Source organism: Mesorhizobium sp. B2-3-10 (assembly GCF_006442275.1).
Classification (GTDB): Bacteria; Pseudomonadota; Alphaproteobacteria; order Rhizobiales; family Rhizobiaceae; genus Mesorhizobium; species Mesorhizobium australicum.
Genome location: NZ_VFVT01000010.1, coordinates 175,407 through 188,342, shown reverse-complemented (window position 1 = coordinate 188,342; position 12,936 = coordinate 175,407). Strand labels below are relative to the sequence as shown.

Sequence of the window (12,936 nt, the reverse complement as noted above, 5' to 3'; positions counted from 1 at the left end):
CACGCCTGTCTTTCCAGGTTTGCCAATTGAGGAGCCTCGACCCGAATGGCGGCGCGGTCAAGACGCGCTGTTCGCGATGCCCTTAGCCCGCGTCAGGCAGGATCTTGCCCGGATTCATGATGTTTTGCGGATCGAGCGCCTGCTTGATCGTACGCATGATGTCGACGCCATGGCCGAGTTCGTGGCGCAGGAACCCGATCTTGCCTTGCCCGATGCCGTGCTCGCCGGTGCAGGTACCCTCCATGGCGATCGCCCGCATGTTGAGCCGTGCCACGAATTTTTCCGACAGCGCAATTTCCTTGGGATCGTTGACATCCATCAGCACCAGCACGTGGAAATTGCCGTCTCCGGCATGGCCGACGATGGGCGCGATAAGTCCCATCTCGGCAATGTCGGCCTCGGTTTCCATGACGCATTCGGCAAAGCGCGAGATCGGTACGCAGACATCGGTCGACAGGCCCTTGGCGCCCGGGCGCAAGGTCAGCGACGCCCAGTAGGCGTCGTGCCTGGCCTTCCACAATTTGGTGCGTTCCTCGGCAACGCTGGTCCACAGGAACGGCCCGCCGCCATTGTCTTCCGCGATCGCCCCGAAGGTCTCGGCCTGTTCGGCAACGCCGGCGTCGCTGCCATGAAACTCGACGAACAGGCACGGGCTCTCGGGATAATCGAGCTTGGAATAGGTCTTCATCGCCCGCATCTGCAGCGCGTTGACCAGTTCGATGCGCGCCACCGGAATGCCCATCTGGATCGTCGCGATGACGGCGTTGCAGGCAGCTTCGACGCTCGGGAACGGGCAGACGCCGCCCGAGATCGCCTGCGGAATGCCTTGCAGCTTCAAGGTCAGCGCGGTGATGATGCCGAGCGTGCCCTCGGAGCCGACCAGCAGCCGGGTCAAATCATAACCCGCCGAGCTCTTTTTCGCCCGCCTGCCGGTCGTCACCGTCTCGCCGTCGGCCATGACGGCGGTCAGCGACAGCACGTTCTCGCGCATCGTCCCGTAGCGGACCGCGTTGGTGCCCGACGCCCGCGTCGCCGCCATGCCGCCGAGCGAGGCATTGGCGCCCGGATCGATCGGAAAGAACAGGCCGGTGTCGCGCAGGTGCCGGTTCAGGTCCTCGCGCGTGACGCCGGGTTCCACCGTGCAGTCGAGATCCTGCGGATTGACCGAAAGAATGCGGTTCATCCGCGACGTATCGACCGAAATGCCTCCACCCGGCGCATTGGTGTGGCCTTCGAGCGACGAGCCGACGCCGAACGCGATCACCGGCACACGGTGTGCGGCACAGGCACGCACGATTTCCTGCACCTCGGCCGTCGTCTCCGGGAATGCGACGCCGTCGGGCGCCTGCGTCGGAATATAGGTGGTCGTATGCGCGTGCTGCGAGCGGATGGCCTGTCCGGTCTGGAAGCGCTCGCCCAGCCGCTGCTTGAGGATGCCAAGCACCGCCGCGATGCCTTCCTCGTTGCGTTCGACCGGATTGAGGTCGCTCAGAGCCATGAATTCCTCCGCGAATGGACCAGCGCCCACGCTTGTTAAGCGAGTATGGATGCCTAAAGCAATTTCAGGAAAAGTGTGAAGCGGTTTCCATCCGAAATTGCGTCAGAATGTAAAGACACTCACCGGCTACTCTGTCCAGCACCAGAACAAGGAAGTTTCGATGTCCATTCCCGCCCCCTTCGTCTCCAGGCCCATGGACATCGAGAAGGACTGGATCGACTATAACGGCCATCTCAACATGGCCTATTACAACGTGCTGTTCGACCGCTGCTCGGACGAGGCCTTCGAGGCGATGGGCATGGGGCTGGACTATGTGAAAGAGCGGCGGCTCACCATCTACACCGCCGAAGCCCATGTCTGCTACGTCAGGGAACTGCATCTCGACCACAAGGTCGCGGTCTCCTTCCAGCTCATCGACCATGACGAGAAGCGGCTGCGAGCCTATCAGGAAATCCGACATGTCGACGGCTGGCTCGCCGCCACGTCCGAGACCTTGTCGCTGCATGTCGACATGTCGGGGCCGAAGGTGGCGCCTTTCCCGGCCGATGTACTGGCCAGGATCGAAGCCATGCGCGCCGCCCACTCCGTGCTCCCGATGCCCGAGCGCGCCGGCCGTTCGATCGGCATCAAGCGCAAATAGGGCGAAGCCCAGGCGACCGGGTCTGGCCTCAAAGCCACACCCGCGATCCAAAATCGCCGGGTTCCTCAAATCGGCTGGCACGCGTGCTTGAAGCCACCTCGCACCCGCATTAACCTTACCGAGGATTTAACGGGAACAAGCCATCTGAGCCGTTGAACGACTCAGCGGAGCGGTCGAAAACGTCCGCACAGGGTTGTTTTAGCGGGCGGCGCGGCGAAGCCGGTTCGAGGAACGTGCATGAAAACCGACATCAAGGTCGAGGTGGACAGGCTGGCGGCCGATCCGCGCATATCGGACTACGATTTCTGGCGTTCGCTCAAGAATGTCGACAACGAGATCTTTCACATCGCCAACAACAACGAACCGATCCCGTTCGACATGATCCGCTGGCGCAGCATCCTGAAGCGCGCCCGCCTGAAGCGCGGCCACGCTTAGCGCCGTTGCCTGATCGCCGCCAGCGGCGAGCGCGCGATCACCGGCGACGACTGGATGATCGCCGTGTTGGTCATCGCATATGGGATGATGCGGTCGATCACCCGTTCGAGTTCGGCGACCGAGCCAACATGCGCCAGCGCGATGAAACAGTCCTCTCCGGTCACCCGGTCGCATTGTGCGATCTCCGGCAACTCACGGATGATCTCGGCCACGACTGACAATTGCCCAGGCACCGGCCGGATGCGCAGCCACGCCGACAGTTTCAGGCCAAGCGCCGCCGGGTTGACCCTGACGCAATAGGCCTCAATCACGCCGTTCTCCTGCAGCCGCTTGATGCGCTCCGCCACGCTCGGCGCAGACAGGCCGACGGAACGGGCCAGCTCCGCGGTGCTGATGCGCGCGTCCTCTTCCAACAGGCGCAGGATCTTCATGTCGGCCGCGTCGATGTCGGCATTTTCGTTTCGAAGGCGTTTCATGGAAAATTCCTTGCTTCCGGGAAAGGAATGATTGGTCAAGCTGGTCATCATCCATATGAATAGGGAGGATTGGCTACGATACTGATCCCATGCATGACCAGAGGCAAGCCCCGCATACCTGCCCTGCCGCTGCCACCCCGGCCTTTGCCGGCCCCGCGCTCGCCGGGCTCGCGACAAGATTGCCGCCTCATATCTGGTTCGCTGTCAGCGCTGTCTTTCATTATCTCGGCCCGGCCTTCGCCGTGCTGCTTTTTGCGCAAGTCGGCGTTCTCGGCATGGCCTGGCTGCGCATAGCCACCGCGGCGCTGGTCTTCGCGCCATTGACCCGCCCATGGCGAACCTTCGCCAGCGCCGATCCTCCCACGCGGCTCCTGCTCGTTGCCTTCGGTGCTTGCCTGGCGGTGATGAACTGTTCGTTCTACCTGGCGCTCGACCGCCTGCCGATCTCGCTGGTGGCGGCGATCGAATTCGCCGGCACCATCGGCGTCGCGCTCGCCGGCCTCGGGAGCACCCGCAATCTGGCCGCTCTTGCCATCGCCGTGACCGGCACCTTGCTGCTGATCGATGTCAAATGGGCAAGCGACCCGGTCGGGCTGGTCTGGGCTTTCCTCAACGGCGCGCTCTTTGTCGGCTACATCGTGCTTGGCCACCGTGTCGCCCGCGCGGGCGCCGGCGACGGCATCGCCGGCCTGGGTGCGGCCATGCCGGTCGCTTTCGTCGTCGTGCTGCCCGTTGGCTTCGCCGACGCCCTGCCCGCCTTCTTGTCGCCGCCGCTGCTCGTCGCCGCCATCGGCGTCGGCATCTGCTCGTCGGTCATTCCATACGTATGCGACCAGCTCGCCATGGCGCGGTTGCCGCGTGCGAGTTTCGCGCTGATGCTGTCGCTGCTGCCGGTCACCGCAACGCTGATCGGCGTCGTCGTGCTGCGCCAGGTACCCGGTCCGTCCGATTGCCTCGGCATCGCGCTGGTCGTGGCCGGCGTCGCGCTTCACAGGCCGGCCTCGGCTGGCTAGCCGGGAAACCCCTTCCTCGCGGTCGGTTGCGGAAAGCCTCCATCGGTTCCCGCCTGCGACGAACTGCAACAGGCCAGCCGAGATTGAAACCAAATTCTACTTTGAGCCGTTGTCTCCCGCGAAAAATGGCTTGGAGCGACGCTATGGAACGGAAACGGACCAGGGAGCCGGCGGACGCATGGCATATGACCGACGACCTTCATGTCGAGCACGGCAAGGGCGACCCCTTCGCGGCGGCCATCCGCGCCACGCGCATGTCGATGATCATTACCGATCCGCGCCGGCAGGACAATCCGATCGTCTTTGCGAACGACGCCTTCCTGCGCCTGACGGGTTATGAGCGCGACGAGGTTCTCGGCAGGAACTGCCGCTTCCTGCAGGGGCCGGAGAGCGACAAGGAAGCGATCGCTCAGATACGCGCCGCGATCGCCGATGAAACCGACATCAGTGTCGATATCCTGAATTACCGCAAGGACGGGTCGACCTTCTGGAACGCGCTCTACATAAGCCCCGTCTCCAACGACAAAGGCGAAATGCAGTTCTTCTTCGCTTCGCAACTCGATGTTTCCGACCGGAAGCTCTGGGAAAATCGCATCACCGCGGACAAGGAGCGTTTCGAAAAGGCCGTCAAGGAACGCACGGCTGAGCTCGAAGCGGCGCTTGAGGCGCAGACCACGCTGCTGCATGAGGTCGATCATCGGGTGAAGAACAATCTGCAGATGATCTCCTCGCTTATCCTCATGCAGAGCCGCACCGTCTCCGACGCGAACCTCAAGCGCTCGCTTGGCACGATGTTGGAGCGCATAGAGGCGCTCAGCACCGTGCACCGCCGGCTCTACCAGTCCAAGGATGTCAGCAAGTTCGATGTTTCCGACTTCGCCAAGGATCTCATCTCCGACCTGCTGACGGCTTCGGGACGTTCGGAAATCAACCCGACACTCGATCTCGAGCCAGTCGTCGTCCCGGCCGAGAAGGCGACGCCGGTGGCGCTGATGGTCAACGAACTCGTCACCAACGCGCTCAAGCATGCCTTCAAGGAAAGGCCCGACGGCACGAGATCGGGCAGCATCGGCATCAAGATGAGCCAGCCGGACGGCCATTTGAACATCGAGGTCTCGGATGACGGCGTCGGCATGGCGGGCGCCAATGGCGACGCCTCCTTCGGCATGCGGCTGATCAAGTCGCTTGCCCGCCAATTGCGTGCCGACATCGAGTGGCGCGATGCCGGTCCCGGCACTCGCGTTGTCATCTCGATGCCCAATGGACCACAGCACAAAGGGAACCTGTCATGATTGAACCGCTCAAGGTCCTGATCGTCGAGGACGAGGCGCTGCTGGCCATGGAGTTGGAGAGCCTGGTCGAGGACGCCGGGCACAGCGTCGTCGGCTGGGCAACATCGCTCGCCGAAGCAAAGGACATGGTCGATACCACGCAGGCCGATATCGCCTTAGTCGACATCCATCTCACCGACGGCCCGACCGGCATCGACGTTGCCGAATATATTGGCGACAGGAAGAACTCGATGGTCATTTTCATGACCGCCAACCCGAAGCGCATCCCCGACCACTTCGCCGGTGCGATCGGCGTCATCGCCAAGCCCTACACGATGAACGGGCTGACCTCTGCCCTGCGCTATTTGCAGGAAGGCGTGCGGCGCCCGCCGCCGAAATCGGAGCGCCCGGCGGGCTTCACCCTGTCGCCGGCCTTCAAGACGATCTGGGCGCCGGCGGCCTGAAGGCGATGGTCATGCCAGCTTCTGCCTGAGGAAGGCGATCGTCCTGCCCCAGGCGAGGTCGGCCGCCTTCTTGTCGTAGCGCGCCGCCGAGGTGTCGTTGTTGAAGGCATGGTTGGCGCCTTCATAGACATAGACCGTGTATTCGACATGCGCGGCATCGAGTTCCTTCTTGAACGCATCGATGCCGGCATTGGTGCGCTCGTCGAGGCCGGCATAGTGCAGCAGCAACGCGGCCTTGATCTTCGAGACGTCGGCGGCCTTCGGCTGCATGCCGTAATAGGCGACGCTCGCGGCAAGGTCGGGCGCATTGACGGCCAGCATGTTGGCCGCGCCGCCGCCCCAGCAGAAGCCGATGGCGCCGACCTTGCCGTTGCCGTCCTTGTCGCCCTTGAGGAAGGCGACCGTCGCCACGCCATTGGCCACGGTCTGCGCCGGGTCGAGCTTCCCGAACATGTCGCGCGCCTTGTCCTCGTCAGTGGGCGTGCCGCCGAGCGGCGACAGGAAATCCGGCGCGAGCGCCACGAACCCTTCCAGCGCCACGCGCCGGGCGACGTCGCGGATATGCGGGTTGAGTCCCCTGTTTTCATGGATGACGACGACCGTGCCGAGCTTGCCGGCCTGGTTTGCGGGTTTGACCAGATAGCCCTTCATCTCGCCGCCGCTGCCGGGATAGGTGATGTCCTCGCCCTTCACGCGGGCATCGTTGTCGGCGACGATCGCCGCCTGGGCCGAGTTCGCCGCCAGCATCGGCGCGATCGCGGCGGCCGCCGCGCCCGATCCGGCAAGCCTGGTCAGTTGCTCCATGAAGCGGCGGCGATCCAGTGTCAGATGCGTGTATTCGTCATAGGCATCGATCATCGCCTGGGTGATGACGGGTTTGGTGGTGACGTCGGCCATGGGCTTCCCCGATCTCGTCGCGACTGCGGTGTCCTTGCCGGTCGCAAGATAGGGGCGAGCCTCTCATCGTCCAGTCACCGGAGCGTGACATCTCGCTGCCTCGCGGCCGTCGGTCGGCCGGTCGGCCGAGGATCATCACGTTTTTGTCATCGGTGACAAATCTTGATGGCGCTGCCACAATAGTGGGGGAAACTGGCTGGCCGGCCGCCCTCGGCGGTCACGGTCCTATAGGCCCGATCTGAAAGGAACAATGCCGATGACCATGCCCTCGCCGATCCTGGCAACCGCCTTCGTGGCAGCAGTGGCGGCCGTTCTGGCGATGCGCGCGGCCGTTGTCGCGGCAAGCCGCAAGTCCATGGTCAGGGTCCGCAGCCGCAAGCGCCAGCCTGCGAACTTGAACACCCAAAGTTGAGGTGAAGTCATGGACGTTCAGGACATCGTGAACACCGTCTCGCAGAAGGCCGGTCTCGACCAGGCCACGACCGAAAAGGTCGTCGGCACCATTTTCTCGGTGCTCGAGCACGAGGCCGAAGGCACCAGCGCCTCCTCCTTCTTCGCCAAGATTCCGGGCGCCGATGCGCTGGCGCAGAAATATGACGTCATGGCCGCCCCGGCCGGCGGCGGTGGCGGCTTCCTGTCGTCGCTGCAGGGCGCGCTTGGCGGCGTTCTCGGCGAAAAGGCCGGCGCGCTGGTCAACGGCCTCGCGGCGCTCAAGGCCTCCGGCCTCGACTTGGCGCAGATCCAGAAGGCTGGCGAGACGCTTGTCCAGCAGGCCGAGGCGGCCGCGGGCCCCGATCTGACCAACCAAGTGCTTGGCTCGGTGCCGAGCCTAAAGAGCCATCTGGGGCTCGGCTGATCGTCGGCTCGCCGGACCCGGTAACCCCGCCTGCCTACTTCGGCAGCGCGTAGGCCATCACGTAATCGCCCGGCTTGGTGCCCACCGAGCCGTGGCCGCCGGCGACGATGACCACGAACTGGCGTCCGTCCGCGACGGTGTAGGTCATCGGCGTCGATTGCCCTCCGGCCGGCAGCCGCGCCTGCCAGAGCTGCTTGCCTGACGTCAGGTCATAGGCGCGCAGATAGTCGTCGACCGCGGCACCCAGGAAGGCGACACCGCCGGCGGTGATCATCGGTCCGCCAATGCCGGGCACCCCGACTTTGAACGGCAACGGCAGCGGCGTCATGTCGTAGACGGTGCCGTTGCGGTGCTTGTAGGCAATCGTGCCGGTGCGAAGATCGACGCCCGCGACATAGCCCCAGGGCGGCGCCTGGCACGGAATGCCGAGTGGCGACAGGAACGGTCCCATCACCACCGCATAGGGCGCTCCGTCATTGCGGTTCAGCCCCTGCTCGCTGCCCTTGGTGTCGCCTGGGGGCGGCACGTCGGCGCGCGGCACCAGCCGCGACGTGAAGGCAAGATAGGTTGGCATCCCGAACATCACTTGCCGCACCGGATCGACCGCCACGCCACCCCAGTTGAACGTGCCGAAATTGCCGGGATAAACCAGCGATCCCTGCAGCGAAGGCGGCGTGTAGCGGCCTTCATAGCGCAATTTGTGAAGCGCGATGCGGCACGCCAGCTGGTCGAACATGGTGATGCCCCACATATCGTGCTCGGTCAGCGGCGGCGGGTTGAAGGAAAGGTCGGACGCCGGCTGCGTCGGCGATGTGTGGTCGCCCTCGATGGCGCCGCCGGGCGCCGCCACTTCCTTGACGGGGATGACCGGCTCGCCGGTGCGCCGGTCGAGCACATAGAGGTCGCCCTGCTTGGTCGGCCCGACCAGCGCGGGCACCACGGAGCCGTCCGCCTTGGTGATGTCGATCAGGCTCGGCTGCGCCGGCACGTCCATGTCCCAGAGGTCATGGTGCACGGTCTGGCGCACCCATTTCAACTGCCCGGTGTTGAGGTCCAGCGCGGTGATCGAGGAGGAGAATTTCTCCACATTGGCACTGCGGCCCATGCCGAGCTGGTCCGGCGTCTGGTTGCCGAGCGGCACGTAGAGCAGGCCGAGCTTCTCGTCGGCGCTCGGCGTCGACCACATGTTGGGCGAGTTGGCGGTGTAGGTCTGGCCGGCCGGCAGCGGCGTCGTCTGGTCCGGATTGCCGGAATCCCAGTTCCACAGCAATTTGCCGCTGCTCGCATCATAGGCGCGGATGACGCCGGACGGCTCCTGCGTCGAATAATTGTCGTTCACCGCGCCGCCGACGATGATCTTGCCGCCGGCGATCAGCGGCGCCGAGGTCGAGTAGTAATAGCCCGACTTCGGATACGGCATGCCCGTCAACAGATTGAGCGTGCCGCCCTCGGCGAAGGCCGGGCAAACCTGCCCGTTGGCGGCGTCGAGCGCGATCAGCCGCGCATCCGAGGTCGGCAGGTAGACGCGCGCCGCGCAGGGCTGGCCGGCGGCGCCCGCTGCGTCGGCATAATAGGAGACGCCCCGGCAGGTCTGGTGCTGGCGGTCCTTGTCGAGCTTGATCTTGGGATCGTAGCGCCACTTCTCCTTGCCGGTCGCCGCATCGACGGCGATGGCGAAGTTGTGCGGCGTGCAGATATAGAGCGTGTCGCCCACTTTGAGCGGTGTCACCTGATAGGTGGTCTCGCCGACATCGTCGGGGCCCTTGACGTCGCCGGTGCGATAGGTCCAGGCCGGCTTCAGGTTGGCGACGTTTTCCGGCGTGATCTGGTCGAGCGGCGAATACCGCTGGCCGAACTGCGTGCGCCCGTAATAGTGCCATTCGCCCGCCGGCACATCGCCGCCGAGATTGGCGTTGGGGATCACCTTGTCGGTGTCGAGCGCGCCGCCGATGTCCTTCGGGTCCGTGGTCATCGAATAGCCGGCCACCGCCAGCGATGCCAGCACGGCAAGGATCAAAGGTGCTCGCCCGTCCGGACCGGCAAGGCCGCGCCGCGCCCACGGCGTCAGCAGCCACAACGCCACCAGCACGATGATGCCGCCGCGCGGGCCGAGCTCCCACCAGTCGAAGCCGGTTTCCCAGACCGCCCAGGCCAGCGTGCCGAGCACGATCGCCGCGTAGAGCCAGAGCGCCGTCGAACGGCGCCGGTAGAGCAGCCAGGCGGCGACCAGGAAGGCGAGACCGACGATGATGTAGTACCAACTGCCGCCCAGCGAAGCCAACCAGATGCCGCCGGCGCCAAGCGCCAGGCCTAGGAGGAAGAGAATGAGGGAGGTGATGGTGACAGCCAAGATGATACTCCTTCGACTGTTGCGCGCGTGGGGCGGCCTAGGGCAACCCGCATTGCGTGTTGCCCCGGCAACTTTCTCCCGACCGCGGCGCCTGTCAAGCGTAGGTCGCGAGCCTGCGGGCAGCAACCTCGTTCCGCCTGGGATTGTTCCACAACGGCGGTTCCCATATCGGTGAAGCCGCCGTATCGGGCACTTTACCGGAACAAAACGTAGACAGTTCTGGTCTTTCCCTCCCGAATCACTACATTCGGGGGAGATGTCCGGCTTTTCCGAAGACATGCCCTTTTTCGACGAACCCAATGCGCGGCCCACGGCCCCGTCGGGCATTGCCGCGCGCGCCATGGCTGCCCGCGGCGGCCAAAACAATGCGCCCGACTATCTCAGGGGCTTGAATCCCGAGCAGCGGCTGGCCGTGGAGACCACCGAAGGCCCGGTTCTGGTGCTGGCCGGCGCCGGCACGGGCAAGACGCGTGTGCTGACCACCCGCATCGCCCACATCCTTGCCACCGGCAGGGCCTTCCCCTCGCAGATCCTGGCCGTCACCTTCACCAACAAGGCCGCGCGCGAGATGAAACAGCGCATCGGCATCCTGATCGGCGAAGGCAATGTCGAGGGCATGCCGTGGCTCGGCACCTTCCACTCGATCGGCGTGAAGCTGCTGCGCCGCCATGCCGAGCTTGCCGGCCTGAGGTCCGACTTCACCATCCTCGACACCGACGACGTCGTGCGCTTGATCAAGCAGCTGATCCAGGCCGAGGGCCTGGACGACAAGCGCTGGCCCGCGAAACAGTTCGCCCAGATGATCGACGGCTGGAAGAACAAGGGCCAGGGTCCGGCCGATATCGCCGAGGGCGATGCGCGCAGCTTCGCCAACGGCAAAGGCCGCGAGCTCTACAAGGCCTATCAGGAGCGGCTGCAGACGCTGAACGCCTGCGATTTCGGCGATTTGCTCTGCCACCCGATCCGCATCCTCCGCGCCAATCCCGATGTGCTGAAGGACTATCACCGGCGGTTCAAATACATCCTCGTCGACGAGTACCAGGACACCAACACCGCCCAATACATGTGGCTGCGGCTTCTGGCGCAGAGGCCGAGCGGACCACAACCAGCGCGAAGTGGTTCTCCGGATGGGCGCGTTCCAAGTTTTTCCGGTGTTTCGGATAGAACGGAAGCGGCTAGCTATAGACCCGCAACTCCAGAGGACGATTCAGCAGTTTCGGCCGAAGGCCGCAAGTCCGACCGGGCGTCCGAGCCGTTGCGAGGCCCCCGCGGAGGGCCCGCGCCGGCAGGCGCGGAACAGCCCGTGAGCGAAAACAAAGTCAATATCTGCTGCGTCGGCGATGACGACCAGTCGATCTACGGCTGGCGCGGCGCCGAGGTCGACAACATCCTGCGCTTCGACAAGGATTTTCCGGGCGCCACCATCATCCGGCTGGAGCGCAACTACCGCTCGACCGCGCACATACTGGGGGCCGCCTCCCATCTCATCGCCTACAATGAGGGCCGTTTCGGCAAGACGCTGTTCACCGACCGCAACGATCCGGAGGACGGCAAGGTCAACGTCCACGCCGCCTGGGATTCGGAGGAGGAGGCCCGCGCCATCGGCGAGACCATCGAGGCCTACCAGCGCCAGAAGCATAATTTGAACGACATGGCGATCCTGGTCCGCGCGTCCTTCCAGATGCGCGCCTTCGAGGACCGCTTCATCACGCTCGGCCTTAACTATCGCGTCATCGGCGGTCCGCGTTTTTACGAGCGCATGGAAATCCGCGACGCGCTGGCCTTCTTCCGCGTCGTCGCCAACAGCACCGACGACCTCGCCTTCGAGCGCATCGTCAATGTGCCCAAGCGCGGCTTGGGCGAAGCGACCATCCGCCAGATCCACGACACGGCGCGCGGCTTGCGCATCCCGATGCTGGAGGCGGCGGGTACACTGGCGGAAAGCGACGAGCTGAAGCCGAAACCGCGCGCCGCGCTGCGCGAGGTCGCGGCCAATTTCGAACGCTGGCAAAAGGCGCTGGAAACCACGCCGCACACCGAACTCGCCGAGACCATTCTCGAGGAGAGCGGCTACACCGACATGTGGAAGAACGACCGCTCGGCGGAAGCCCCCGGGCGGCTTGAGAACCTGAAGGAACTGATCCGTTCGATGGAGGAGTACGAATCGCTGCGCTCCTTCCTCGAACATGTCGCGCTGGTCATGGATGCCGAGCAGAATGCCGGGCTCGATGCCGTCTCCATCATGACGCTGCATTCGGCCAAGGGCCTCGAATTCGAGACCGTCTTCCTGCCCGGCTGGGAAGAAGGTCTCTTTCCCCATCAGCGCGCGCTCGACGAAGGCGGCCGCTCGGGGCTCGAGGAAGAGCGGCGTCTCGCCTATGTCGGGCTGACGCGGGCCAAGAAGAACCTGCATATCTGGTTCGTCTCCAACCGCCTCATCCACGGGCTCTGGCAATCGACCATCCCGTCGCGCTTCCTCGAGGAACTGCCGGAAGCCCATGTCGAGGTCGCCGAATCCGGCAACTCCTATGGCGGCTACGGCAATCCCTATGGCGGCGGCTCGTTCGCATCCGGCCGCGGCGGCGGCCAGGGGGCAGGAAGACAGAACCCCTATGGCGCTTCGCGCTTCGACAATATCGGCGGCACTTCGGGCGGCGGGGAAAAATCCGGCGCCTTCTCCAACACCTATTCGACGCCGGGTTGGCAGCGTGCGCAGGCCAACCGCACCGAGGCGACCGACCGCAACTGGGGCACGCGTTCGGGCCATCAGGTCGAACGCATCGGCTATGGTGAAACAGACTCCGGCTACGGCGCCGGCCGCACCAGCGTCAAGGGCCGCACCATCGACGGTGAACTGGTCGCCAAGTCCGTCTCCGACACGCCGTCCGCCTTTAGCGTCGGCGACCGCGTCTTCCACCAGAAATTCGGCAACGGCAACATTTCAGCCATCGAGGGCAACAAACTGACCATCGATTTCGACAAGGCCGGCCAGAAACGCGTGCTGGACGGGTTTGTAACCGGGACAATAAAATAAAC

At 64.5% G+C, this 12,936-nt stretch carries 12 protein-coding genes; 8 read left to right on the top strand and 4 right to left on the bottom strand.

The genetic code is table 11. The annotated features are described in order from the left end of the window. Positions 1–82: 82 nt before the first annotated feature. On the bottom strand, positions 83–1,498 hold the full coding sequence (locus FJ943_RS25980; protein ID WP_140726173.1) for an FAD-linked oxidase C-terminal domain-containing protein: 1,416 nt from the start codon (positions 1,496–1,498) through the stop codon (positions 83–85). 160 nt (positions 1,499–1,658) lie between these two features. On the opposite strand from FJ943_RS25980, the gene FJ943_RS25975 reads away from it, so the two are divergent. Both FJ943_RS25975 and FJ943_RS25970 read left to right on the top strand, forming a co-directional pair. Continuing rightward, positions 1,659–2,138, top strand: coding sequence for a thioesterase family protein (locus tag FJ943_RS25975; protein WP_140726170.1), 480 nt, complete (start codon positions 1,659–1,661; stop codon positions 2,136–2,138). Between the two features lie 237 nt (positions 2,139–2,375). Further along, positions 2,376–2,573, top strand: coding sequence for a hypothetical protein (locus FJ943_RS25970; protein WP_015317249.1), 198 nt, complete (start codon positions 2,376–2,378; stop codon positions 2,571–2,573). Here the strand turns inward: FJ943_RS25970 and FJ943_RS25965 are convergent. After that, a complete protein-coding gene (locus FJ943_RS25965) occupies positions 2,570–3,049 on the bottom strand; it encodes an Lrp/AsnC family transcriptional regulator (protein ID WP_140726169.1) in 480 nt (159 codons plus the stop codon). The genes FJ943_RS25970 and FJ943_RS25965 overlap by 4 nt on opposite strands. 89 nt (positions 3,050–3,138) lie before the next feature. On the opposite strand from FJ943_RS25965, the gene FJ943_RS25960 reads away from it, so the two are divergent. The 3 genes from FJ943_RS25960 to FJ943_RS25950 all read left to right on the top strand — a co-directional run bounded on the left by FJ943_RS25960 (position 3,139) and on the right by FJ943_RS25950 (position 5,797). Next, positions 3,139–4,062 (top strand): DMT family transporter, encoded by a 924-nt coding sequence (locus FJ943_RS25960; protein ID WP_140726166.1) that lies wholly within the window; start codon positions 3,139–3,141, stop codon positions 4,060–4,062. A 185-nt stretch (positions 4,063–4,247) separates the two neighbouring features. Then, the gene (locus tag FJ943_RS25955) at positions 4,248–5,354 is read left to right on the top strand and encodes a histidine kinase dimerization/phosphoacceptor domain -containing protein (RefSeq protein WP_167331122.1); all 1,107 of its coding nucleotides are present in this window, start codon (positions 4,248–4,250) and stop codon (positions 5,352–5,354) included. Next, positions 5,351–5,797, top strand: coding sequence for a response regulator (locus FJ943_RS25950; RefSeq protein WP_140726163.1), 447 nt, complete (start codon positions 5,351–5,353; stop codon positions 5,795–5,797). Before FJ943_RS25955 ends, FJ943_RS25950 begins: the two co-directional genes overlap by 4 nt. A 9-nt stretch (positions 5,798–5,806) precedes the next feature. On the opposite strand, the gene FJ943_RS25945 is transcribed toward FJ943_RS25950, so the two are convergent. Continuing rightward, positions 5,807–6,694, bottom strand: coding sequence for a dienelactone hydrolase family protein (locus FJ943_RS25945; RefSeq protein WP_140726160.1), 888 nt, complete (start codon positions 6,692–6,694; stop codon positions 5,807–5,809). Positions 6,695–6,950: 256 nt separating this feature from the next. Here FJ943_RS25945 and FJ943_RS29755 point away from each other — a divergent pair, with 256 nt between their 5' ends. Then, on the top strand, positions 6,951–7,106 hold the full coding sequence (locus FJ943_RS29755; RefSeq protein ID WP_181174635.1) for a hypothetical protein: 156 nt from the start codon (positions 6,951–6,953) through the stop codon (positions 7,104–7,106). A 9-nt stretch (positions 7,107–7,115) separates the two neighbouring features. Beyond that, positions 7,116–7,550, top strand: a complete 435-nt coding sequence (locus tag FJ943_RS25940; RefSeq protein ID WP_015317242.1) for a hypothetical protein — start codon at positions 7,116–7,118, stop codon at positions 7,548–7,550. A gap of 34 nt (positions 7,551–7,584) precedes the next feature. Here FJ943_RS25940 and FJ943_RS25935 read toward each other — a convergent pair whose 3' ends face one another. Beyond that, on the bottom strand, positions 7,585–9,900 hold the full coding sequence (locus FJ943_RS25935) for a glucose/quinate/shikimate family membrane-bound PQQ-dependent dehydrogenase (protein ID WP_140726157.1): 2,316 nt from the start codon (positions 9,898–9,900) through the stop codon (positions 7,585–7,587). A gap of 256 nt (positions 9,901–10,156) precedes the next feature. Here FJ943_RS25935 and FJ943_RS25930 point away from each other — a divergent pair, with 256 nt between their 5' ends. Next, the gene (locus FJ943_RS25930; protein ID WP_140660933.1) at positions 10,157–12,934 is read left to right on the top strand and encodes a UvrD-helicase domain-containing protein; all 2,778 of its coding nucleotides are present in this window, start codon (positions 10,157–10,159) and stop codon (positions 12,932–12,934) included. Positions 12,935–12,936 lie beyond the last annotated feature (2 nt).